General features: G+C 65.5%; 29 protein-coding genes and 1 tRNA gene. 15 read left to right on the top strand and 15 right to left on the bottom strand.

Features of this window, described 5'->3' with window-relative positions:
* Positions 1-2: 2 nt before the first annotated feature.
* Positions 3-1,700, bottom strand: coding sequence for a PHA/PHB synthase family protein (locus QGN17_RS17670; RefSeq protein ID WP_281046049.1), 1,698 nt, complete (start codon positions 1,698-1,700; stop codon positions 3-5).
* 168 nt (positions 1,701-1,868) lie between these two features.
* Between QGN17_RS17670 and QGN17_RS17665 the strand changes: the two genes are divergently transcribed.
* From QGN17_RS17665 to QGN17_RS17655, 3 genes are all read left to right on the top strand, one after another.
* Positions 1,869-3,083, top strand: a complete 1,215-nt coding sequence (locus QGN17_RS17665) for an LL-diaminopimelate aminotransferase (RefSeq protein ID WP_281045923.1) — start codon at positions 1,869-1,871, stop codon at positions 3,081-3,083.
* Positions 3,084-3,214: 131 nt separating this feature from the next.
* Positions 3,215-3,613 (top strand): glycine zipper 2TM domain-containing protein, encoded by a 399-nt coding sequence (locus tag QGN17_RS17660; protein ID WP_281045922.1) that lies wholly within the window; start codon positions 3,215-3,217, stop codon positions 3,611-3,613.
* Positions 3,614-3,690: 77 nt separating this feature from the next.
* Positions 3,691-4,998: a homoserine dehydrogenase gene (locus tag QGN17_RS17655; protein ID WP_281045921.1), complete on the top strand. Its 1,308-nt coding sequence runs from the start codon at positions 3,691-3,693 to the stop codon at positions 4,996-4,998.
* Here the strand turns inward: QGN17_RS17655 and QGN17_RS17650 are convergent.
* Positions 4,995-5,162 (bottom strand): hypothetical protein, encoded by a 168-nt coding sequence (locus QGN17_RS17650; RefSeq protein WP_281045920.1) that lies wholly within the window; start codon positions 5,160-5,162, stop codon positions 4,995-4,997. The genes QGN17_RS17655 and QGN17_RS17650 overlap by 4 nt on opposite strands.
* A 281-nt stretch (positions 5,163-5,443) precedes the next feature.
* Here QGN17_RS17650 and glpX point away from each other — a divergent pair, with 281 nt between their 5' ends.
* From glpX to QGN17_RS17630, 4 genes are all read left to right on the top strand, one after another.
* Positions 5,444-6,424, top strand: a complete 981-nt coding sequence (glpX, locus tag QGN17_RS17645) for a class II fructose-bisphosphatase (RefSeq protein ID WP_281045919.1) — start codon at positions 5,444-5,446, stop codon at positions 6,422-6,424.
* A gap of 84 nt (positions 6,425-6,508) precedes the next feature.
* Positions 6,509-7,783: a cation:proton antiporter gene (locus QGN17_RS17640; RefSeq protein ID WP_281045918.1), complete on the top strand. Its 1,275-nt coding sequence runs from the start codon at positions 6,509-6,511 to the stop codon at positions 7,781-7,783.
* A gap of 35 nt (positions 7,784-7,818) precedes the next feature.
* Positions 7,819-9,585, top strand: a complete 1,767-nt coding sequence (recJ, locus tag QGN17_RS17635) for a single-stranded-DNA-specific exonuclease RecJ (protein ID WP_281045917.1) — start codon at positions 7,819-7,821, stop codon at positions 9,583-9,585.
* A 41-nt stretch (positions 9,586-9,626) separates the two neighbouring features.
* A tRNA-Glu gene (locus QGN17_RS17630) sits at positions 9,627-9,702 on the top strand.
* A 10-nt stretch (positions 9,703-9,712) separates the two neighbouring features.
* On the opposite strand, the gene QGN17_RS17625 is transcribed toward QGN17_RS17630, so the two are convergent.
* The 11 genes from QGN17_RS17625 to QGN17_RS17575 all read right to left on the bottom strand — a co-directional run bounded on the left by QGN17_RS17625 (position 9,713) and on the right by QGN17_RS17575 (position 16,898).
* Positions 9,713-10,819, bottom strand: coding sequence for a tyrosine-type recombinase/integrase (locus tag QGN17_RS17625; RefSeq protein ID WP_281045916.1), 1,107 nt, complete (start codon positions 10,817-10,819; stop codon positions 9,713-9,715).
* Positions 10,804-11,043 carry a hypothetical protein gene (locus tag QGN17_RS17620; RefSeq protein ID WP_281045915.1) on the bottom strand — a complete coding sequence of 80 codons (240 nt, stop codon included), beginning with the start codon at positions 11,041-11,043 and terminating at the stop codon, positions 10,804-10,806. The genes QGN17_RS17625 and QGN17_RS17620 overlap by 16 nt, the downstream gene beginning before the upstream one ends.
* A 2-nt stretch (positions 11,044-11,045) precedes the next feature.
* Positions 11,046-11,411, bottom strand: coding sequence for a hypothetical protein (locus tag QGN17_RS17615; RefSeq protein WP_281045914.1), 366 nt, complete (start codon positions 11,409-11,411; stop codon positions 11,046-11,048).
* Positions 11,408-11,647: a hypothetical protein gene (locus QGN17_RS17610; RefSeq protein WP_281045913.1), complete on the bottom strand. Its 240-nt coding sequence runs from the start codon at positions 11,645-11,647 to the stop codon at positions 11,408-11,410. The genes QGN17_RS17615 and QGN17_RS17610 overlap by 4 nt, the downstream gene beginning before the upstream one ends.
* Positions 11,644-12,036, bottom strand: coding sequence for a hypothetical protein (locus QGN17_RS17605; protein ID WP_281045912.1), 393 nt, complete (start codon positions 12,034-12,036; stop codon positions 11,644-11,646). The genes QGN17_RS17610 and QGN17_RS17605 overlap by 4 nt, the downstream gene beginning before the upstream one ends.
* Positions 12,033-12,500 carry a hypothetical protein gene (locus tag QGN17_RS17600; protein WP_281045911.1) on the bottom strand — a complete coding sequence of 156 codons (468 nt, stop codon included), beginning with the start codon at positions 12,498-12,500 and terminating at the stop codon, positions 12,033-12,035. Before QGN17_RS17600 ends, QGN17_RS17605 begins: the two co-directional genes overlap by 4 nt.
* 199 nt (positions 12,501-12,699) lie before the next feature.
* Positions 12,700-13,938 (bottom strand): phosphoadenosine phosphosulfate reductase domain-containing protein, encoded by a 1,239-nt coding sequence (locus QGN17_RS17595; RefSeq protein WP_281045910.1) that lies wholly within the window; start codon positions 13,936-13,938, stop codon positions 12,700-12,702.
* Positions 13,935-15,887 (bottom strand): DNA cytosine methyltransferase, encoded by a 1,953-nt coding sequence (locus tag QGN17_RS17590; RefSeq protein WP_281045909.1) that lies wholly within the window; start codon positions 15,885-15,887, stop codon positions 13,935-13,937. Before QGN17_RS17590 ends, QGN17_RS17595 begins: the two co-directional genes overlap by 4 nt.
* Positions 15,884-16,297, bottom strand: coding sequence for a hypothetical protein (locus tag QGN17_RS17585; RefSeq protein ID WP_281045908.1), 414 nt, complete (start codon positions 16,295-16,297; stop codon positions 15,884-15,886). The genes QGN17_RS17590 and QGN17_RS17585 overlap by 4 nt, the downstream gene beginning before the upstream one ends.
* Positions 16,297-16,647, bottom strand: a complete 351-nt coding sequence (locus QGN17_RS17580; protein WP_281045907.1) for a hypothetical protein — start codon at positions 16,645-16,647, stop codon at positions 16,297-16,299. Before QGN17_RS17580 ends, QGN17_RS17585 begins: the two co-directional genes overlap by 1 nt.
* The gene (locus QGN17_RS17575) at positions 16,647-16,898 is read right to left on the bottom strand and encodes a hypothetical protein (protein ID WP_281045906.1); all 252 of its coding nucleotides are present in this window, start codon (positions 16,896-16,898) and stop codon (positions 16,647-16,649) included. The genes QGN17_RS17580 and QGN17_RS17575 overlap by 1 nt, the downstream gene beginning before the upstream one ends.
* A 115-nt stretch (positions 16,899-17,013) precedes the next feature.
* Between QGN17_RS17575 and QGN17_RS20930 the strand changes: the two genes are divergently transcribed.
* Complete coding sequence (locus QGN17_RS20930; RefSeq protein ID WP_390902715.1) at positions 17,014-17,520, top strand: HIRAN domain-containing protein; 507 nt, start codon at positions 17,014-17,016, stop codon at positions 17,518-17,520.
* On the opposite strand, the gene QGN17_RS17570 is transcribed toward QGN17_RS20930, so the two are convergent.
* Positions 17,411-18,019, bottom strand: coding sequence for a S24 family peptidase (locus tag QGN17_RS17570; protein ID WP_281045905.1), 609 nt, complete (start codon positions 18,017-18,019; stop codon positions 17,411-17,413). The two genes, QGN17_RS20930 and QGN17_RS17570, sit on opposite strands and share 110 nt — an antisense overlap.
* Before the next feature lie 91 nt (positions 18,020-18,110).
* Here QGN17_RS17570 and QGN17_RS17565 point away from each other — a divergent pair, with 91 nt between their 5' ends.
* The 5 genes from QGN17_RS17565 to QGN17_RS17545 are packed head-to-tail and all read left to right on the top strand — an operon-like array spanning position 18,111 to position 20,422.
* Positions 18,111-18,359 carry a hypothetical protein gene (locus tag QGN17_RS17565; RefSeq protein WP_281045904.1) on the top strand — a complete coding sequence of 83 codons (249 nt, stop codon included), beginning with the start codon at positions 18,111-18,113 and terminating at the stop codon, positions 18,357-18,359.
* A gap of 8 nt (positions 18,360-18,367) precedes the next feature.
* On the top strand, positions 18,368-18,829 hold the full coding sequence (locus QGN17_RS17560; RefSeq protein ID WP_281045903.1) for a hypothetical protein: 462 nt from the start codon (positions 18,368-18,370) through the stop codon (positions 18,827-18,829).
* A complete protein-coding gene (locus QGN17_RS17555; RefSeq protein ID WP_281045902.1) occupies positions 18,826-19,350 on the top strand; it encodes a hypothetical protein in 525 nt (174 codons plus the stop codon). Before QGN17_RS17560 ends, QGN17_RS17555 begins: the two co-directional genes overlap by 4 nt.
* Positions 19,351-19,367: 17 nt before the next feature.
* Positions 19,368-19,880, top strand: a complete 513-nt coding sequence (locus tag QGN17_RS17550; protein WP_281045901.1) for a hypothetical protein — start codon at positions 19,368-19,370, stop codon at positions 19,878-19,880.
* Positions 19,877-20,422 (top strand): hypothetical protein, encoded by a 546-nt coding sequence (locus tag QGN17_RS17545; RefSeq protein WP_281045900.1) that lies wholly within the window; start codon positions 19,877-19,879, stop codon positions 20,420-20,422. Before QGN17_RS17550 ends, QGN17_RS17545 begins: the two co-directional genes overlap by 4 nt.
* An 8-nt stretch (positions 20,423-20,430) precedes the next feature.
* Here QGN17_RS17545 and QGN17_RS17540 read toward each other — a convergent pair whose 3' ends face one another.
* Positions 20,431-20,661, bottom strand: a complete 231-nt coding sequence (locus QGN17_RS17540; RefSeq protein WP_281045899.1) for a hypothetical protein — start codon at positions 20,659-20,661, stop codon at positions 20,431-20,433.
* Between the two features lie 64 nt (positions 20,662-20,725).
* Between QGN17_RS17540 and QGN17_RS17535 the strand changes: the two genes are divergently transcribed.
* Both QGN17_RS17535 and QGN17_RS17530 read left to right on the top strand, forming a co-directional pair.
* The gene (locus tag QGN17_RS17535) at positions 20,726-21,700 is read left to right on the top strand and encodes a phage Gp37/Gp68 family protein (RefSeq protein ID WP_281045898.1); all 975 of its coding nucleotides are present in this window, start codon (positions 20,726-20,728) and stop codon (positions 21,698-21,700) included.
* Entirely contained in the window at positions 21,697-21,900 is a 204-nt protein-coding gene (locus QGN17_RS17530; protein WP_281045897.1) for a hypothetical protein, read from the top strand. Before QGN17_RS17535 ends, QGN17_RS17530 begins: the two co-directional genes overlap by 4 nt.
* The last annotated feature ends 29 nt before the right edge of the window (positions 21,901-21,929 follow it).

Raw genomic sequence — 21,929 nt, 5'->3', positions numbered from 1 at the left:
CGTCAGCGCTGAATGACGTAGCGTCCGGGCGCGTCTTCGATGCTCTTGCGCTTGCCCTTGCCGGGGATGCGCGCGCGGGTTGCGGGGACGGTCTCGCCGTCCCGCTCGGCGATCCAGGCACGCCAGTGCGGCCACCAGCTTCCACGGGTCTCTTTCGCATCCGCGACGAACTGCTCCAGTGTCGGGGCCGGCGCATCGCTTGTCCAATATTGATATTTGCCCGAGGCCGGAGGATTCACCACGCCGGCGATGTGACCGGAGCCTGCGAGTACGAATCGTAGTGGCCCGCGGAAATGCTCGGTGATCTTCCACACGCTCTGCGGCGGCGCGATATGATCCTCGCGTCCGGCCTGTATGTAGGCGGGCGTCATGACCTTCGACAGATCGATCGGCACGCCCATCACGGTCAAGGCGCCCGGCTGGGCCAGCAGATTGTCGCGATAGAGATCGCGGAGATAGGCCTGGTGCCATGCGGCGGGCAGATTGGTGACATCCCCGTTCCAGTGCAGCAGGTCGAAGGCCATATGGTCCTCGCCCAACAGGTAGTTCTGGACGACATAGTTCCAGATCAGGTCCTTGCCGCGCAGCAGGTTGAAGGTCGCTGCCATATAGCGCCCGTCGAGATAGCCCTTGTCCCCCGCCAACCCCGCCGCGAGATCGAGTTGCGTGTCGTCGACGAACAGGGTGAGGTCTCCCGCGTCGGAGAAATCCACCTGGGCCGTGAAGAAGGTCGCGCTGGCGACCTTCGCCGCCTCGCCCTTCGCCGCCAGCCAGGCGAGCGTCGTCGCGAGCGTGGTGCCTGCGACGCAATAGCCGATCGTGTGCACGCTCTCGACGCCCAGCTGGTCGCGGATCGTGTCGATCGCATCGATCTGGGCGGAGACATAGTCGTCGAGCGTGATGTGGGCGAGACTCTCGTCAGCCGACTTCCACGAGACCATGAACACGCTCAGCCCCTGCTCCACCGCCCAGCGAACGAAGCTCTTCTCGGGCTTGAGATCGAGGATGTAGAAGCGGTTGATCCACGGCGGGAAGATCACCAGCGGGATCTTCGCCACCTCCTTCGTCGTCGGCGCATAATGGATCAGCTGGTAGAGCGGCGTCTCGTGGATCACCTTGCCGGGGGTCGAGGCGAGATCGCGTCCCACCTCGAACGCGCCACTATTGGAATGGGTGAGTTGGCCGCGATCGAGATCGGCGAGCAGGTTCTCCATGCCTTTCAGCAGGCTCTCCCCGCGCGAGGTGATGATCTTCTCCAGCGCCTGCGGGTTGGTCGCGACGAAGTTGGAGGGCGACATCGCTTCGACAAACGAGCGCGTGGCGAAACGCAGCTGCTCCTGCTGCTTGGGCGCAAGCCCGCCGATCGCCTCGACCGAACGCAGCATATGCTCGGAGACGATCTGGTAGGATTGGCGGATCAGATCGAACAGCGGCAAGTCGCGCCACTGCGGAGCGGCGAAGCGGCGATCATTGTCGCCCTTGGGTACGGGCGCCGTGGAGGGATCGAGGAACCGCTGCCAGAGCGTCAGGCTGTCCTTCCAGAAATCGGCCTGCGCGTCGGCCAGCTTGTCGGTGTCGAAGGACACGGCCTGCGGGTTCGTCCACAATGTCGAGAAGTCCGGCAGCTTGGCCGTCGCCGCCGGCATCTGGAGCGACTGTTTCGAGACATATTCGAGGATGAGCTGCTGGGCGCGCCCCATCACCCCAGTCCAGTGCTGGATATCCTCCAGCGTCGGCTGGATCGCGTCGAGGGTATCGCCATTCTCGGCCAAAGGATCTCTCCGGACTTTCGCGCCTGTGCCGTGCGCCTCGATTCGGCTATAGCGCGCCCGCCGCCATGGTGGCGAGCCATCCAGAAGGTCTTTTGAATGTCCGAGGAATTCTACCGTATCCGTCGCCTGCCCCCCTACGTGTTCGCCGAAGTGAACGCGATGAAGGAAGCGGCGCGCGCGGCGGGCGAGGACATCATCGATCTCGGCATGGGCAATCCCGATGGTGCCCCGGCACCGCACGTCATCGAGAAACTGTGCGAGGTCGCCCGCAATCCCGGCGCGCACGGTTACTCCGCGTCGAAGGGGATCAAGGGGCTGCGCAAGGCGCAGGCCGGCTATTATGCCCGCCGCTTCGGGGTCGATCTCGATCCCGAGACGGAGGTGGTGGTGACGCTCGGCTCCAAGGAGGGCCTCGCCAATCTTGCCCAGGCGATCACCGCGCCGGGCGACGTGGTGCTGGCGCCGAACCCCAGCTACCCGATCCACACCTTCGGCTTCATCATCGCGGGCGCCGCGATCCGCTCGATCCCGGCCGCGCCGGGGCCGGATTTCTTCAAGCGGCTGGAGCATGCCGTCGCCTACACCGTGCCGAAACCTTCGGTGCTGGTGATGGGCTATCCGTCGAACCCGACCGCCTATGTGGCCGACCTCGCTTTCTACGAGCAGGTCGTGGCGTTCGCGAAGGAGCACAAGCTCTGGGTGTTGAGCGATCTGGCCTATTCGGAAATCTATTTCGGCGACACGCCGACGCCCTCGATCCTGCAGGTGCCGGGCGCCAAGGACGTGGCGATCGAGTTCACCTCGATGTCCAAGACCTACTCCATGGCCGGCTGGCGCATGGGCTTCGCGGTCGGCAACAAGACGCTGATCGGCGCGCTGACGCGGGTGAAGTCGTATCTCGATTACGGCGCCTTCACGCCGATTCAGGCCGCGGCAGTGGCGGCGATCAACGGGCCGCAGGACATCGTCGAGAGCAACCGCAAGCTCTATAAGAGCAGGCGAGACGTGATGGTCGAGAGCTTTGGCCGCGCCGGCTGGGACATTCCCTCGCCCGAAGCCTCGATGTTCGCCTGGGCGCCGATCCCGCCCGCCCTCGCGCATCTCGGCGCGCTGGAATTCTCCAAGCAGCTGCTCACCCATGCGCAGGTCGCGGTGGCGCCGGGCGTCGGGTTCGGCGAGGAGGGCGAAGGCTATGTACGCCTCGCCCTCGTCGAGAACGAGCACCGCATCCGCCAGGCGGCGCGCAACATCAAGCGCTACCTCCAGTCGATGGGCGTCAACACGCCGTCGACCACGGCAAAGGCAGTCTGAACCTTTCGTTTCGCTGACGAAGCAATTCATGGACGCGTCACGCTTCGAAGCGCATAACCCATATCAGGATCGTGCCGGGCAACTTTTGGTCGCCCGGCCGGTTCTTGGGGGAACGCTTGAAGGAGTGGACCATGAAGAAGTTGATGTTCGGCGCGGTCGCGCTGTCGATGCTCGCGACCCCGATGGCGCTGCCGACGCCTGCGCTGGCCAAGCATTGGGATCGCCACGACAATGGCAATCACTATGGCTGGCAGGGCGATCGCCACGACTGGAATCCGCAGGGCTCCTATCATTACGACCGCCGTTACAAGGCGCGCCGCATGGGCCGGGACGATTCGATCTATCGCGGCCATGACGGTCGCTATTACTGCCGCCGCAGCGACGGCACGACCGGCCTCGTGATCGGCGCCCTGGGTGGCGGCCTCGCCGGCAACCTGCTCGGCGGCGGCACGCTCGGCACGCTGCTCGGCGCCGGTGGCGGCGCGCTGCTCGGCCGCTCGATCGATCGCGGCAACGTGAAGTGCCGCTAAGCGGTACCCAAGCCTAATCGGCTTGCCCTGACCCTCCCGACGTGCCAGCGAGTTCTGGTCTCTCGGGAGGGTTTTTGATGTCGAAAGCGTTGCGCGTCGCTCTGGCTGGCCTTGGCACGGTGGGTGCAGGGGTGATCAAGCTGATCGACACCAATCGCGAAATCGTCGAGCGCCGCGCCGGCCGCGCGATCGAGATCGTCGCGGTCTCGGCCCGCGACCGTACCCGCGATCGCGGCGTCGACCTCGCCCGCTTCGACTGGGTGGACGATGCCGCCGAGCTGGCTGCGCGCGACGATATCGACGTGGTCGTCGAACTGATCGGCGGGGCGGACGGCCCGGCGCTCACGCTCGCGCGTCGTACCATCGCCGGGGGCCGTCACTTCGTCACCGCCAACAAGGCGATGATCGCGCATCACGGCCTCGGCCTCGCCGGAGACGCGGAGGGCAAGGGCGTCGCGTTCAAGTACGAGGCGGCGGTCGCGGGCGGCATCCCGGTGATCAAGGGGCTCCGCGAGGGCGCAGCGGCCAACGCGATCGGGCGCGTCTATGGCATCCTCAACGGCACCTGCAATTACATCCTGACCACGATGGAAGCGGAAGGCCGCGATTTCGCCGAGGTGCTCGGCGAGGCGCAGCGTCTGGGCTATGCGGAAGCGGATCCGTCCTTCGACATCGATGGCGTCGATGCCGCCCATAAGCTCTCAATTCTTGCGTCGCTGGCTTTCGGATCGAAGATCGATTTCGGCGCAGCGGCCGTTTCGGGCATCCGCCACGTCATCGCCGCCGACATCGCGCAGGCGCAGGCGCTCGGCTATCGCGTCCGCCTCGTCGGGCTGGCCGAGGCTCAGCCGGAAGGCAGCGCCACCGCCGGCCTGTTCCAGCGGGTCGCGCCCTGCCTGGTGCCGCTGCATCATCCCCTCGCGCATGTTGCCGGTTCTCTCAATGCGGTGGTGGCGGAGGGCAATTTCGTCGGCCGCCTGTTCTTCGAGGGCCGCGGCGCGGGCGAAGGCCCGACCGCAAGCGCGGTGGTCGCCGACCTGATCGACATCGCGCGCGGCGAATATGGCCCCGCCTTCGCCATGCCGGTGGAAAGCCTCGCCGAGATGGCGCCCGCCCCCGCCGGCGAGCGTCGCGGCCGCGCCTATCTGCGCTTCTCGGTCGCGGATCGCCCCGGTGTGCTTGCGGAGATCGCCGCTGCGATGCGCGATGCCGGCGTGTCGATCGAAAGCCTGATCCAGCGCGGCACCACGCCCGACGGCGGCGTACTGGTCGCGATGGTGACGCACGAGGGGCCGGAACGTTCGGTCAGCGACGCACTCGCCCGCCTCGAAGGATCGCAGAGCCTGCTCGGCACGCCGATGCTGATGCACATTCTCGACGTCTAATCGTCCGGATCCTCGCCGGTCACCGCTTCACGCAGCAGGCCGAACAACTTGCCGATCGTCTGCGCCTGCTTGCTCGGCAGACGGGGTGCCGATGGCGCCAGGGAAGGCGGCGGCTCGCCGAGATGATGGGTCACCTCGCCCGGCTCGGCGCGCGCCTCAGGCATCGGCAGGCGGGGAGCAGGATGCCGATCCTGGCCGCAAACGACGATATCGCGGTTTTCACTTTCGGGGCAGGCCGCATCCCCTTGCGTTCCAACCTCCGCATCGTGAACGATGGACCGATAATGCGCCATCGCCTGATCGGCGCTGATCGCGCCCTGCGGAGCGGATGCGCTGGATGGAGGAACCGATGCTGCGGCCGCGAGAAATGCCAACGCTGCCATGCTCGACATCGTAACACGCCTTCCCTATCGCTCGGCGCAACTCGAAGGTCGCAGGAGGCATCATGCCGGATAGTCAGGTCGCCGCAAGTCAGGTTCTCGATCGCGTTCTGGTGCTCGAAATGGTGCGCGTAACCGAGGCGGCGGCGATTTCTGCGGCGAAGCTGATCGGACGCGGCGACGAGAAGGCGGCCGATGCCGCCGCCGTCGAGGCGATGCGCGGCGCCTTCAACGAGCTGGAGTTCGACGGCACCGTCGTGATCGGCGAGGGCGAGCGCGACGAGGCGCCGATGCTCTACATCGGCGAGAAGGTCGGCACCGGCAAAGGCCCCAAGATCGACATCGCGCTCGATCCGCTGGAGGGCACCACGATCACCGCCAAGGCCGGCCCCAACGCGCTGGCCGTGCTGGCGATCGCCGAGGATGGCTGCCTGCTCAACGCGCCCGACGTCTATATGGACAAGCTGGCGATCGGGCCGGGCTACGAGCGTGGCGTCGTCCATCTCGACATGACGCCGACCGAGCGCGTCACCGCCTTCGCCGCCGCCAAGGGCTGCAAGCCCCACCACGTCACGGTGATGGTGCTCGATCGCCCGCGCCACGAAAAACTGATCGCCGAACTGCGCTCGCTCGGCTGCGGCGTCCACCTGATCCCCGACGGTGACGTCGCAGGCGTGATCTCGGTGACCGATCCGGAATCGACCGTCGACATGTATATGGGCTCGGGGGGCGCGCCCGAGGGCGTGCTGGCGGCAGCGGCGCTCTCCTGCGTCGGTGGCCAGTTCCAGGGCCGTCTGCTGTTCCGCAACGACGACGAGAAGGCGCGCGCCGCCAAGTGGGGCGTGACCGACCTCAACCGCGTCTATGAACTCGAGGATCTGGTGAAGGGCGACGCGATCTTCGCCGCCACCGGCGTGACCGATGGCTCGCTGCTGGGCGGCGTCAAGCGTCGCCGCGACGGCGTGCTGACCACCGAGAGCGTCGTGATGCGCGCCTCCTCGCGCACCATCCGCTGGGTGAAGGGCGAGCACCACAAGGGGAAGTGAGCGGATCCTATCTGCTCATCGCGCCACCGTTGACAGCGTAGGCCAACAGCCTAATCCTCCCCCAAAAAAGGGGGAGGGTTTTCGATGGCGTCCGTGCACGCAAACGAGCAGTTGCTGTTCTCGATCCTGTTACAGCTGATCATCATGATCGGCGCGGCGCGGATCATGAACGGCGTGTTCCGGGCGATGGGCCAGCCCGGTGTGATCGGTGAGATCGTCGCCGGACTGCTGCTCGGCCCGTCGCTGTTCGGCCATTTCTTTCCCGGCGTGTCGCTCGCGATATTCGGCGCCAAGGCCAGCCCTGCGATCACCGTGCTCAGCCAGATCGGCCTGATCCTGCTGATGTTCCAGATCGGCGCGGACTTCGAGTTCGGCCATCTGCGATCGGCAAAAATGAAACGGGCGACGCTGCTGATCGCGGTCGGTTCGATCGTTGTGCCCTTCGGCCTCGGCCTGTGGCTGGGGTTCGCCTCGCAACCCAGCGTGGCGCCCGGCATCGATCCCTTCATCTATGCCCTGTTCTGCGGCGTGGCGCTGGCGATTACGGCCGTGCCGATCCTCGGCCGCATCCTGCGCGAGTTCGAGCTGACGCGTACTCCGATCGGGGTGGTCGCGATCTCGGCCGCCGCGATCAATGACGTCGTCGGCTGGGTGCTGCTGGCCTGCATCTCGGCTTACGCCGCCGCCGCTTTTTCCACTCTTTTCCTGCTCTATCGACTGCTCGCGATCGGCGCGCTGCTGCTGGCGCTGCGGTTCGTGCTGGCCCCCTTCGTCGACTGGCTGATGCGCCGCTACCCGCTGGTGGATGGCCGCCTGCCCGCGAACCTGATGGCGGTGGTGCTGTGCCTGATGTTCGCGCTCGGCATCGCGACCTTCCAGATCGGCATCTTCGCGATCTTCGGCGGTTTCGCCTGCGGTCTGCTCTTCCATCGCCATACCGAGTTCGTGGCGGCCTGGCACAAGCAGGTGGGGCATTTCACGCTGGTTTTCTTCCTGCCTGTCTTCTTTACCTTCACCGGCCTGCGCACCAATCTGCTCGGCCTCTCGCCCAGCGACTTCGGCTGGCTGGCGCTGGTGCTCGCGGCAGCGGTGGGCGGCAAGCTTGTGTCGGTATTCCTCGCCGCGCGGACTGCCGGCTTCGACACCAACGAATCGAGCATCCTCGCCAGCCTGATGAACACCCGCGCGCTGATGGAGCTGATCGTGCTCAACATCGGCTACGATTTGGGCTTCCTGCCGCAGAACATGTTCACCATGCTGGTGGTGATGGCGGTGGTGACGACACTGATGACCGGTCCGCTGCTGAAGCTGCTGCTGCCGCGCGTCGGCCATGTCGTGTTGCGGGCGGCCGAGGCCTGATTCACTTTGGCCCGATCATCCGCTAGGGCGGTGGCATGAGTGCCGCCGCCCCCTGTGGAGTGACCCGATCGATCCTTGGCCAGCCCTGGCGCTGGCGCGGTCTCGCCAACGACGATTCCGATGCGGGCTTCCGGCCGGATTCGCTCGTCGATCAACTGCTGATGGCACGCGGCTGCACGCGCGACGCGCTGGAAAGCCACCGCACGCCCACCATCCGCGCTTTCATGCCGGACCCATCCATCTTCCGCGACATGGACAAGGCGGCCGAACGGCTGGCGCACGCGGTCGAGCATCAGGAGCCGGTGACGATCTTCGGTGACTATGACGTGGACGGCGCGACCTCGGCCGCGCTCCTCGTCCGCCTGCTGCGCGACCTCGGCCTCGCCGCCGGCACCTACATCCCCGACCGCCTGCTCGAAGGCTACGGCCCGTCGGCCGATGCGCTCGTACGGCTGGCGGAAGCCGGCGCAAGCCTCGTTGTCACCGTCGATTGCGGCGCCATGGCCTATGAGGCGCTGCAGGCCGCCAAGGATGCCGGGCTCGACGTCGTGGTGGTCGATCACCACAAATGCGCCACCTCGCTCCCCGTCGCGCACGCGCTGGTGAACCCCAACCGGTTGGATGAGGGCGAAGGCGCCGCGCACGGCCACCTCGCCGCGGTGGGTGTCGCCTTCCTGCTCAGCGCAGCGCTGATTCGCACGCTGCGCACGCGCGGCTGGTTCGCGAACCGGCCCGAGCCGAAGCTGCTGGAGCTGCTGGATATCGTCGCGCTCGGCACCGTGGCCGACGTCGCCCAGCTCAAGGGCCTGAACCGCGCCTTCGTGGCGCAGGGTCTGAAGGTGATGGCCGGGCGGCGCAATATCGGCCTTGCCGCGCTGATCGAGGCGGCGCGGCTCACCCGCAACCCCACCTGCACCGACCTTGGCTTCGCGCTCGGTCCGCGCATCAATGCGGGCGGACGCGTCGGCCGTGCCGATCTCGGCGTGCGCCTGCTGACCACGCAGGACGAGGGCGAGGCGCGCGCCATCGCCGCCGAACTCAACCTGCTCAACGAGGAACGCCGCGCGATCGAGCAGGCGGTGCGCGAGGAGGCCGAGGCCCTGCTGGCAGCGCAGGACAACCGCTCCGTCGCGGTGATCGCCGGCCATGGCTGGCACCCCGGCGTGATCGGCATCGTCGCCAGCCGCATCAAGGAACGCGCCGGCAAGCCCGCCATCGTCGTCGCGCTGGATGGCGAGACCGGCAAGGGATCGGGCCGCTCGATCTCGGGCGTCGATCTCGGTGCGGCCGTGCTGGCGGCAAAGGACAGCGGCCTGCTGGTGGCGGGTGGCGGCCACGCCATGGCCTGTGGCATCACCATCGATCCCGGCAAGCTCGATGCCTTCGCCGAATTCCTCGACGAACGCCTCGCATCGGACGTCGCCGCCGCATCCGATGCGCGCGCGCTGCTGGTCGACGCGGTGGTCGGCCCCGGCGGCGTCACGCCGGCGCTGGTCGAGGCGCTGGAAGCAGGCGGCCCCTACGGCGCCGGCTGGCCAGGGCCGCGCGTCGCCGCCGGCCGCGTGAGCGTGGTGAAGGCGGATATCGTCGGCAACGGCCATGTCCGCACGATCGTTTCAGGCGACGACGGCAAGCCGATCAAGGCGATGGCGTTCGGTTCGGCGGATACGCCCCTGGGCCGGGCGCTGCTGGCGGCCGGCAGCACGCGCAAGCTCTGGCTGGCCGGCCGCGCCCGCATCGACGACTGGGCATCGCGCCCGTCCGCCGAACTTCATCTCGATGATGCTGCCTGGGCGGATTGACCCCGCGCCCGTGATGCCCTAACGCGCGGCCTCGCCTCGCTGGCCCCATCGTCTAGCGGTCTAGGACGTCGCCCTTTCACGGCGAAAACACGGGTTCGAGTCCCGTTGGGGTCACCATCGGCTGAAATCAGCCGTTTTTGCGCGGACGCGATTTGAAATTTACCACCTGCAAATCGCCGAATTTACCACCCTTGAAGTTGGCGGCGGCCGATTTGGCGATCATGAGCGCGCGCGAGCGCTTGCCGTAGTGACGGACCATCTCGGGCGACATGCCGAGCATGTGCCCGACCTGGCTGTCATTATTGCCCATCTCCAGCAGGTAGCAGCAGGCGTTCTTGCGCAGGCCGTGGAACACGAAGGTGTCGCCCTCGGCGATGATCTCGCGGGCGGCAAGGTCGGCTAGGACTTCCTGAACCTCCTTCATCGCCATGAGGTCGCGGATGCGCTCGCGCACCGCGCCGGTTGTGCCGAATGGCTTGCCAAACCGGTCATAGACCAGCGTCACGGCATTGCGAGGCAGCTTCGCCAGCTCGGCCGTCCAGAACGGGTGCATGGGCACCGCGACCTCGACCTTCGTCTTCTGCTGGATGAACGGCCCCATGATCCCGTTCTTGATCCAGCCGTGCTGCATGCGAATCACGTCGCTGTTCCGCTGTCCGGAGCAAAGCCCCGTGACGATCAGCAGCCGCGTCATCGGCGAGGCGACTTCAAGGCAGACGCGCAGCAGGTCGGCCGGCCACGGCTCATGTTCGCCGATCGCGAGCGGCTTGATGCCAGCGGCGGGGTTGTCGCCACGCCAGTCGCGTTTGGCCGCATAGCTCATGAGCGTGCGGAAGATGCTCAGCCAGTTGTTCGCCTTGCCCGGCGTGTCCTGCATAGCGTCGCGCATCTTGTAGACGTGCGTCGGCCTGATCTGGTGCACCTGGCGGTGGCCGTGCTTCTCGACGATCAGATCGAGATAGCGGAGATAGTTCGCCCGCGTCTTGTCGCTGGGAATACCTAGATAGTCGCTGCTCGCCCGATAGTCCCGCACGAGCGCGGCGAGGCTGCCGGCGATCGGCGCGGCGGCCTTCGGCGAATCGGGCTGCGCGAGACGATCGTAAGCCGCTTCGAAGTCCGGATCGCTCGGATCGGGCAGACGATGATACTGCGTCTTTCCGCCCACCTTGCGGCGGAAATAGAGGTATTTGCCCTGTTGCTTCAGGTTGGGGCGGTCGATCACAAATCTGCCCACGTATCGATCTCCGCGCCGCGACCGGTGGGAGACTGTTTCAGATTGAACTGCTTGGCAATGATGGCGTCGAGCTGCGCGCGCGCCCACAACGTGTTCGCGCCTTCCTTCACGCCGATCGGCTGATAGCGCGCGATGAAGCTGGACTTAGATATGCCCATGTACGCGGAGGCTAGCTCCGCAGTCATCCGCGCCGGCCAGTCCGGCATGATCTGGACGCGCTCCATCCTCATGCCGGGGTGAAGCCCTTGCGGATACGCAAAGCGACATAGTGATCCATGCGCATCCGGCCGGCCGCCTTATCCTCGGCGACGTAGCGGGCGATCAGCTGCTCGGCCATCTGGCGGGCTTTGATCCCGGTGGCGGTGTCGCCGCACCATCCGCCTCGCGTGATCCGCGCGGCCATGGAAAGGGGCGTAAGGGATTGCCCACGCTTCAGCAGACGGTTGTTGAACGCCTTGCTGTGCGCGGGCGTGCAGAACATCTGGTTGGGATGCACGCGTGCGTAGACGCTCCCGCATTCGGGGCAGGTGTCGCCCTGAGACGCGTTCTGGCTCTCAGCGGGCTTTCTGGCGGGTCCGTCTAAGACGGTCATGCTTTAGCCCCTGAGAGCGCGATCATGGCTGCGTCGAACGCGGCGGCCCAGCGCTTAGCCATCTGTCCGCCGCAGCTATACGAGCGCTTGCCGCCCCGATATTTAGGCACGGCCTGATCGGCGATCTCGACGCACCGTCGATATGTGCGCGCGCTCTGCTCAAGGGCTGATCCGTCTAAGACGGGCGTCGGCGGGTCCATGGCAAAACCCGCGTGATCCTCTGCGCGATCCGTCATTGGTGCTTCGCGATCTGCGCGAACAACCGCTTGCGCACTAGGAGGCCAAGAGGCGTTGCGTCGCCGCCGGGCGTAACGAGGCAAAGCGCGAAGAGCCGGCGATAGGTATTCGAGGGCGGCAGGATGGCGACCCGGCCGCCATAGACCTTCGCACGCTCGGTCATCCACGAACGCTGCGCGCCCGTGAGGTTGGCGATGATGGTGTCGACACGGTTATCGACGCGCTGATTATGCTGACGGATCGCCTGCAGCTTATTTCCAGCCGGCCCCATGTAGTCGCAACCGTCGCATTCGACGTGCCAGTTCAACGGTCCGAAATCGCCGTAGCCGTATAGGACGCCGCTCAAATCTCCGCAGCCGAGGCATGGCTTGATAAGCGGATACGTCATGCCGCACCTCGCATGGCCTGCGGGGCGGCGGCGCGGCGCTCGGCCTCGCCGAGCAGTATCCAAACCCATTTCGTTCGGTAGTGCTGCAGCAGGGCGGCGATCGTATCGCGGAGCGCCACGGCCTCGAAATAGCCGTCGTGCGTCTCATGCATCGGCGCAAGGCGATCCTCTTGCGAGCGCAGCACTTCGTGCAGGCACCAGCAGCATTCGGCGTTGCGCGCCCAAGGTTCGCTCGGCCGGGCCGTCTGGTTGATGATCGCCGTCCAATCGGTTGCGATGCTCTGGCGGGCGAGCGAATCACGGAACGCGTCGTTCTCGCTGATCTGGCCCTTGGCGATCATCGCCTCGTACTGACCAGCGCGATTGTCGCGCAGCTGCACGGCGAGCGCGGCGAGGCGCTGGCGATCGTTGAGGTACGGGCCGGGGTTAGCGGCCGCGTGACCGTCTAAGACGGACTTCGTCATTCGATCACCTCGTATTCGGCGATGTCGTGGGGTCGGCCGGTCAGCGACCAGCGGCAACCGCTGCGGCCATCCGCTGCCCAGCCGGGGGGCGACATGGGATTGTCATCGCAGCGCCCTTCCCGGCCGTCCGGAAATCGGACGCGGACGCGCTTGCCGATCGCTGCCTCTGGCAGGTATCCGGGGTTTGGAAGCCAAGCCATCACTGGCCGACCAGATCGCGATAGAGGATCGGCTCGACCGACCCATCGGGATTGAAGCGATCGAGCCAGACGGTCGCGTCGGGATCGCTCTCGCTCCAGTCGCGCGGCCACGTCTTCAGCGTGATCAGCTCGCGGATGCGCGCTTCCTCCGTTTCGTCGATCAGGACGATGCCCGGCCGGTCGCGCTCGGCCGCCATGTCGTTGACCTGGCGCTGAATGCGCAGAACGGTGTCGAGGCCCATTAGGCGGGCCTCGAAGGTCAGTGGCCCCATGCGCTGCTGGTTAGTCTGAAGCGTGCCGTCCTTGCGGGTCTGGCCGCCCGACTTCCGCTTACGGTGCCGAGGCTTCTTCAGCTCGCGATACAGGATTTTCAGACCGAGCAGCGGGACCAGATGTTCCCATCCGCCCATGCGCAGCACGGCGCCGAGCGCGCCGTCATGCTCGATCAGATTGCACTCGACGCAGCCGGTGCGCATGTCTTCGATCTCGCCGTATCCCTCGGCGATGATCGCGGTCGGCCAGCTGCCGAACTCCGGCCACAGCGCAAAGACGCTAAGCCAATCCCACACGTTGCAGAGCGTCCAGTGATCGATCGGCGCGAAGGTATCAGTCAGATCGCCGGGCAGATCAGTCTGCAGCCAGCCCTGTCCACATTCGGCACCGTTGCGACTGCAGGACAGATTGATCCGATCGTCGCGAGCTTTGCTCTCACCACGCCGAACGCCGGTCAGGGTCAGGACGCGGCCGTCCAGCCCGGCGATGCGATCACGGATAGCAGCCGTCATCGGCTCGACCTTGATCTGCGGTGTGCACCAGCGGAAAGTATTCGAGGGCGGCGGTACGCCACGGCCGAACATGTAGACGAAGAAACGATCGTCCATCGGCGCGACGACTTCGATCACTTCAATGCCCATTTCGCGCAGCCGCTGCATCATGAGACGCGCGGCCGCCTGCAGCGGCGGCAGCTCCATCCGCGTGTCGGCGTACATGACGATCAGCGTTTTCGGCCGTGGGATCGCGCCGAGCTGCAGCAGCGTGACGATGACGGTCACGACTGTGGAGCTATCTTTCCCGCCCGAATAGGCGATGATCCAGTGATCATAGCGGGTCGCGACGGTCAGCATGTTGGCGACCGTGCGTTGGACGCATTCGCCAACGGCCTCGCGATGATCGCCGTTGAACAGATTCGATTGCGGCCGCTTCGCGTCGAGCGCGTAGAGCGTGTCGATCACATTCATGCCGCCACCCCGACCGGCTGTGCGCGCAGCTCCGGCAGCGCGGCGCGGGCGATCGCCTCGGCCGTGTTGGGCGGCACCATGTTGCCGCACATTTCGCCTTGCTTGGTGGCGCTGATCGGCTTGCCGTCGACCTCGACGTCGATGATGTAATCGTCGGTGACGCCCTGCGCGCGGAAGCGTTCGCGGACCGTCAGCATCCGCATGCCGATGTCCCATACGATCCAGCCGTCGCGGCCGACTGCAGACGGGCGGGGCCGGTGCATGGCGTCGATCCGGTCGATCAGCGTGCGATAGTGGAGAGAGCCGAAGCCTTTGCGGCGGCGGCGCTTCGGCTTTCCCTCCGGATGGCCATAGACGTCGATCAGGCGGGCAACCCAATAGGCGGTGTAACGCTGCTCTTCCGTCATGATGACGTCGGCGGTGCTGACTTCGATCAGCGCGAAACGGGCCTTCGTCGTGACCGCGTGAACCGGCTCGTTGGTATGTTGCCCGACCTCGGCACTCTTGTAGTATTTCACCAGAAAGGTCCGCACCTCGGCGACGTGCGTTCCTCCGGCCGTTTGCGTGACGACGCGCTCGCGCACGTCGTTGCCGCTGCGATCGCCGCTGCCACGGAAATGCGCCAGGTATGACGCGCAGACGTTCTGCTGCGCGCCGGCCGTCGTGAGGGTCGACACCGGCTCGGTGGTCGGCCGGCCGGCCAGCCCGCCGTTATTCGGGCCGGCGTTGTGCTGCACCATGTGCACGGCCGCGATACCGAGCGGCGCGGCACCGCCGGGCTTTTTCTGGAAGCTGTTCGCCGAGACGGTCGGGATCGGATCGGTCGCGGCCGTGCCGGCGCTATCGCGACGAAACTTCGTAACGAAGGCGGCCGACATCGCGATCTCGCCGCGATTGGCGGCAGTCATCGTCCGGGTCGGCTCTTCGGCGCCGTGGGCGCGCGGCGCGCCTTGATGCGTCAGGGGCACCAAGCTGGGGACCGCGAGCGCATGCTCGCCGCCCTTGGCGCAGGTCTGCCCGTAGAGCGGTGCGTCGACGCGTCTGGCTGCGGGCGCGGCGCTGCCGTGCGTGATCTTGATGATGTAGGGCTGTGCCGCCTCCAGCACGTGCCGCTCCAGCCCCAGCGTCACGCGGGCGAAGGTGGCGTCGACCAGCGGCCGATTGATCCTGATCTTGCCAGCGCGTGCTTCCTCCCTCGTCATGAAGATCGAGTGGCACGGCTGCGAAAAGTCCAGCACGTGAGACGCGGCGGTACGCCAAGGCAGCTTCCTGCCAGCGATGACGTCCGGATCGTTCGGCGCACCGTGGGTCGGCTCCGGCCATGTGATCGGCTGACCGTCGCAGCGGAACTGGCCAAACATGCGGGTGCGGCTGGTCGGGTCGCCGTAATCGGCGCAGACCATGATCTTGAAGTCGATGACGTAGCCGAGCTTGCGCAGCTCGCGGCAGAAGGCGCGGAAGTATTCGCCCTTGCGCTTGGGATCGGGCACCAATTCGCCGTCGACCTCGATCAGCGGCCCCCAGCCCATGAATTCGCGGACGTTCTCCATCAGGATGACGTCGGGGCGGCGGAGCTTCGCCCACAGCAGAATGACCCAAGCGAGGTCGCGAATTTGCTTGTCGACCGGCGTTCCGCCCTTGGCGATGCTGAAGTGCTTGCAGTCCGGCGAGAACCACATGATGCGGATCGGGCGACCCGGCTCCACGTTCTCCGGGCGGACCTGCCAGATGTCCTGGCAGAAATGCAGAGCCTGAGGATGGTTCGCGACGTGCATCGCGATCGCGGCGGCATCGTGATTCATGGCGAAGTCGACCGTAAGGCCGGCTTTCTTCAGCCCTTCGGAGCTACCTCCGCCGCCTGCAAAGCCGACGCCGACCAGCCCGCCGATATGCGGGATCGGTGTCGCCAGCGCGGGTTCGAGGCCGTCGAGCAGGTTCGGGTGCTTCATGCCTTCGCTCCCTCTTGTGCGAGGGCGGCGCGAGCCTTGGCGTCCGTTTCAAGGATGCGGAGCGCGAGAGCGACCCAATCCGACCACGGACCCTCGGCGTTCTCATTGTCATTGCGCGGCGACCAAGGAACGAACCAGCCGTCGAGCCAATGCGAGCGCTGCATCCCGCACCGCTTCGCGGCCGAAATGCTCTCGGGCAGATGCGGCAACAGACTGTCATCGCTTGGTCGACCATCAAGGCTCGGCGGAGCATAGGCGACGCGATGTTGAGCGATCATGCGCAACGCCTTGGCGTTGTCACGTTCGCCGGCACGGATGGCGACGATGTCGGGATGCCCGGCGCCGTAGACCTCCGAGAGGTAGTCGGCCCACCAGTCGCGATCGGCTTGGATGATTGCGGGGATCGACATCACAGATCGCCCTCCACCATGTCGCGGCCGTCCAGATCGGGGCGGTCGCGCTGCAGCCGCTTGCGCCATTGGGCCTCACGGCGATCCTGCTGCGCGCGCAACAGGCGGCGGGCGTCGTTGATCTGGTGGAGCGCCTCCGGAACCGTGTTCTTGATGCGCTTGAAGAGCGAGCGCAGGCCCGCCTCGTACGGCTTGAGATAGCTCTCGCCCATTTGCTTGTAGAAGACGCGAAGAAACGCGTCGTCGCCGTAGCCCGCCAGCGCGTCGAGTGCCCCGAGCTGCGCTTCGTCAAGTTCAAGCACGGCGGTGGCCGTGATGTTGTGACGGAAGACCATCTGCTGATCGCGCATCACAGCCGCCCCGCGATGTAAGCACGGGCGAACTCCGCCGCGAAATAGCCGATGGTCAGGACGATCAGCGCGATCATCGCCACGTCGACGATCTGCTTGGCGCGAGACGGCTTCAGCGGAAGCGGGATCAGCCGGGGGCGCTGGCGCGGCCCCTCGTACAGGCGTTGCAGCGAGGCCGGCTCAATCGGCTGCGCGGTGCGAACCGGCCGGCGGTCGGCCAAGCGAACGATGTTGTCTTTGGATACCGGCATGCGTGCCTCCCCGTTGGAAGGTGCAAGCTCTAGTGTGATGTTTCACACCTCGTCAATATGAAAGTGTGATCTGTCACATGGTTCTTGAATTGTTCTCCTGCCTCTGGAATCGTTAGTGGAGGTCAAACGGGGTCGATTCGTGGACGATGGGTTGGCATTTTGCCGGGTCGCGGGGGTCTCACACTATCAAGAGGCGCTGTCGCGCTGCTCGGCTGGCGAGCGTGTGCTGTTCGTCCACGAGCCGGACAATCCACATGATGAGATGGCTCTACGGGTCATTTCCGCTGCACAGGAAACGATAGGCTATGTACCGCGCGCCAACTGGCTGCACCGGCTTATTCATGAACAGGGACGCGGTATAGCAGCGACGATCGCCAGCGTCGGGTATGGGCGCGCCTGCCTGTTGGGGGCGACGCTCGCTGTGGTGGTCACCGACGACCATGTCGGGGTCGCTTCGTACTACCCAGATCGTCACGCACCGGAACCGCCGGCTGGCGGCTTCCGCTATTGGGTCAAAAGCCCATCCGACGTCGCGCGGCTCTTGGAAGGACGAAAAGGATCGGCGTCGCCCACTCAACCTCGACGTCCGAAATATCCTCGGCATTCAGGGATCGAAGGGTAAAGAAGCCAGGTCGCGACCCCAAAGCCAGCTGCTTGATGTACGTTTCACCAGTGAGCAGCCGGATGGCACAGAACTCGCCAATGTCCTCTTCGCTAACTCCGTCATGTTGGCGCGCGATATAGACGACGTCCCCCGACGAATAGCGCGGGAGCATCGATGATCCATCGACCTCCAACGCCTCCAGCGTGCCGCCGATGCCTGGCGGGCGAGGCGCGCTGCCGAGCGGATTCTCTTCATAGATGACGTTGCCGCCTGCGCCGACGCGGCCGACGATATCGATCTTCGAACCGATGATATCATCAATGGTGACGTCGAGCGCTCCCGCCAGCTTGTGCAGCGTCCCCACCTTCATGTCAGCGTCGGGCCGTTCGAATATATCTCTAACGGCCGTCTCCCCCAAGCCGGCATCAAGCGACAGGCGCTTAGCCTTAAGGCCCTTCTTGGCCATCAAGCGCCTCAACTCGGCCTTCACGCGGGTGACTTCGTACTGCTCGGACATGTGTGATTTTTCACACGTAATGATGCGTCGACGGCAGATGAGATGTTTCACACCTTGACGGTGTGATGTTTCACACCTTATGTCGGCGGTCATGACGACGCTGCTAACTGACATCGAGCGCTTCCTCGATCGCCACAAGATGGCGGCCACAACCTTCGGCGCGCTGTTCGGCGACCGCCATTTTGTCCGCCAAGTGCGGGCCGGCCGGCGTGTTTGGTCGACGACGGAAGCAAAGGTCCGCCAAGCGATGGAAGAGTACGAACAGCGTCAACTGCTCTGCGCGGACAATGAGCGTCCTAGTGTCGTAATGCCGGCTCATGCAGCGGGTATTGCGGGATGAGCCGCCCGATGATCCACGGCAATTTTCGCACGCCATCCGCTTCGATTTTGCTCGAAACCATCGGGGTGAGCCTCGGGCGCCTGAAAGACCGCGACCGTTTAACGTATGCAGACGTCGGTCGCGTTCTCGGCAAAGGCGAGGATACCGCCGCAAAATATCGTGATGCGACTGCCGAAATGGGGGTTGTTTCGTTCATTCTCGGATGCCGTGAATGGAATGGAGCCTTCGCCAATGACGTAATGTCACTGGTTGGCATGCGTGTAGTTCCCATCGACAGCAGCGACGCGACCGATCGGGACGCGCTGCCGGCAATCACCGGTTTGCTGCACGAAGTTGCGTTGGCATTCGCCGACGACGGCAAGATCGACGATGAAGAGATTGTCGAAATGCGCAACGAGATCGAGGCCGCCGGGCACGTGATCGACATGATGCGCATGCGTCTCAAAGCACTGACGGAGGTTGCACCATGACCCTCTCGCTTACACTCGCTGGCTGCAGCTTGGCTGGCTTAGACGAATGGGACTTGATCCGCGATCTGCGCGATGAGCGCGGCATCATTTCGGGGGAATGGACTGCCGGGCAGGTTGAGCTGGCGAAGTGGATGCTCGGCCGCGATCTCGGCGAGGATTATGGCGTGCGCTTCAGCCGGCTGGCAGCGTGCCTTACCGAAGCCCAAGCCGTCCGCATCCTGACGGGCGAAGCTGAGCCGGAAACCGGCATCGCCAATATGATCGCCGAAACGACCGGGGGCGCAGTGCGCCCCGGCATGTTCGCGCGGGCGGTCGTTCCGCCTGTCAAAGACCTGCCTGTGGCCCCAGTATCGAGCGCTGCGCCTGCGAAGGCGCCACGCCACGTCCAGCTCGACGATCATTTCGACCTGCTCAACGGCAGCGATGGCGTGACCATCGTCGGCCACGGGCAGTCCATCAAAATCCCGTTCGGGGCTGCAGCGATGCTGCGCGGGGGCCTCGGGCAGATGCTGGCTATCTAGGAGTAGGCGGGGGCAACATGACGGAACGGGGGGCGATTACCCCCGCCGAGGTCGATCAGTGGGTCGACGCGGCGGCGGTCGGAGAATCGGCTGTGTATGCCTGGGGGAAGGAATTCCCTCGGTCTGCGCCTGGCGTCGTTCGGGCGAAGATCAAGCATAGCGAAGGTCTGATCACGTTCACGAGCCGCACCTCGGACGGGCGTCGAGAATATGTGATGCAGCGCCTCGCCTCCCGACAGCGCGCCGCCGTGAAGGCGATGTCCGCCGCAGCGGCTCATGATGCGGAGCCGGTCAGTCCCGAAGCCGTGATCTATCTGCGCCTGCGCAGGGCGGCGGCAGCGAAGCGCCCGTGCCCATCGAACGCGACACTGGCGGCCGCAGCCGGCCTCGCCGACGCGCGGGCCGCCAGCTACGTCATCAGCAAACTCAGGGCGGCAAAACGGATCGGCATCGAGTTTGTCGGCCCCAAGCATCGCCGTCGCATCACGATACTGTCGAGCGGCGCGCGTACCGGAATGGCGCTGGCATGAGCAAGTATGACAGCCGCGCCCTGCGCCGCGAGATCGAGGCGTTCCTTGATCGCTACAAAATGAAGCCACACGAATTCGGCCTGTTGGCGCGAAACGATACGGCGTTCGTGGCGCGCCTGCGCGGCTGCGGACGGATCGGCGTCAAGGGCGCGGCCGAGGCGCGCCTATTCATGCAGCGTTATGAAGCTGATCCGGCGACGGCCGCCCTGCGCGAGGTTGCGCCGCTGCCGCCGTCCAGTTCTGAGAAGATGGCCGCTCGCGTCGAGCGCGATCGCGCGCAGATCGAGATCGATCGCGCGACCATGCGCATGGGCGCGGCGCCGGTCCTGATGCGGCCGCTGCCGCCCGGCGATCCGATCGCGAAAGTGATGATCGCGGGCGGTCCGGAAACGCCGGCCGATGCGATCCGGATGGTGCGTGAACGCTGGCCGTCGATCTGGTCGGCGATCGTCGCGGTCGCGCGCGAACAGAACATGGCTCCGGGCGCGCTGATGATGTCAGCGCTGGAAGAGTGGGTCGCGCGTCAAGTGGAGGAACGCTGATGGCCGGCCTAGGGCAAATGCCTTGCAAGCTCGCGGATTTCCTCGGCTTCGTATTCGGCCGATCCGTCGTCGATCTTGATCACCAGCCGGTCGAGAGGCCCGCTGGAACCGGTGATGGCGAAACGCACGGCCTGTTCAAGGTTGCCAGTAATTGCCTCGGCCCGTTCACGCGGCGGCCCACCCGCGAGCGGGATGCGGCTGTAAACGGTAGCGGGTTGGGTCCAGTCGATGTCGGCCATTCAGTCCTCCCTGTCGTGCAACCCGAAATTAGCGGCCTGCACGTCTTCTTCAAGGTGACGGCGCGTGGCTGATCGGACGCGGATCGAGTGGACGGACGCCACGGTCAACGCCATCAACGGCTGCTCGGTCTATTCGCCTGGCTGCAAGCGCTGCTACGCCATGAAACAGGCGCATCGTACCCCCTTCCGCGCGGCTCTTGTCGATAAGACGACGGGCGGGATGGTGTGGAATGGCGAGGTTCATCTCCACGAGGCTGCCCTTCGCCAGCCGCTGAGTTGGCGGCGGCCGCGTCATATCTTCTGGAACGCCCATGGTGACACCTTCCATGAAAAGGTGCCCGATGCGTGGATCGATCGTGTTTTCGCTGCGTGCGCGCTATCGCCGCAGCACGTTCACCAGGTCCTGACGAAGCGGTCCGCGCGGATGCGCGCCTATATCAGCGACGCCGATACGCCGAGGCGCATCACGGACGTTCTGCGTCAGTGGGGCGGAACATCGGCTGCCGACGCGAACCGCCGTGCGAAAGCATGGTGGGCCGTAGAACAATGGCCGCTTGCGAATGTCTGGCTCGGGGTGTCCGCCGAGAACCAGCATTGGCTGATGCAGCGCGCCTGCGATCTTGTGGAGACGCCCGCCGCCATCCGCTTTTTGTCTTGCGAGCCGTTGCTAACGGAACTGGATATCGAGCCTTTTGTGCTGCCGGTTTCGCGATGGAACAGCGGCTGGTTGAATAATTATCCGCGTCACTATCCCAAGCATCGCATCGATTGGGTGATCGTGGGCGGGGAGAGCGGGCACGGTGCGCGGCCGGTGCATCCGGATTGGGTGCGAGGCCTGCGCAATCAGTGTTCGGCGGCAGGCGTGCCCTTCCTCTTCAAGCAATGGGGCGAACACATCGCCGAGCCGGCGCCTGACGCGAAGTGGCCCGATGGCATGCCGGTGCCCGCAGATCTTGAGCCAGTCGTCTTCAAGCGCGTCGGCAAGAAAGTCGCCGGCCGCCTGCTCGACGGCGTCCAGCATGATGGGATGCCGGCATGACGAACGATCCCGCCCTCGCGATTTGCGCGAACCGCTGTGCGGAGGATGGTGATCCGCCCTGCTACGCCGTGCATCGCGAGCTGGTGAGGCTCGGCAAGGTGGCCGGCGATTGGAAGCCGTGCACGCCGTGCCTGATCGATTGCGGCATCGAAATCGTCGAACCGCTCGATCCCGGCGCCGTCGTGAGGCCGCTGCTATGACGAGCGCGCCGATCGGCGAGAAAGCCGAG

It is taken from the genome of Sphingomonas oryzagri (assembly GCF_029906645.1).
Taxonomy (GTDB): Bacteria; Pseudomonadota; Alphaproteobacteria; order Sphingomonadales; family Sphingomonadaceae; genus Solisphingomonas; species Solisphingomonas oryzagri.
The sequence above is the reverse complement of the archived record's forward strand: the minus strand, read 5'-3'. Positions and strand labels throughout refer to the sequence as shown.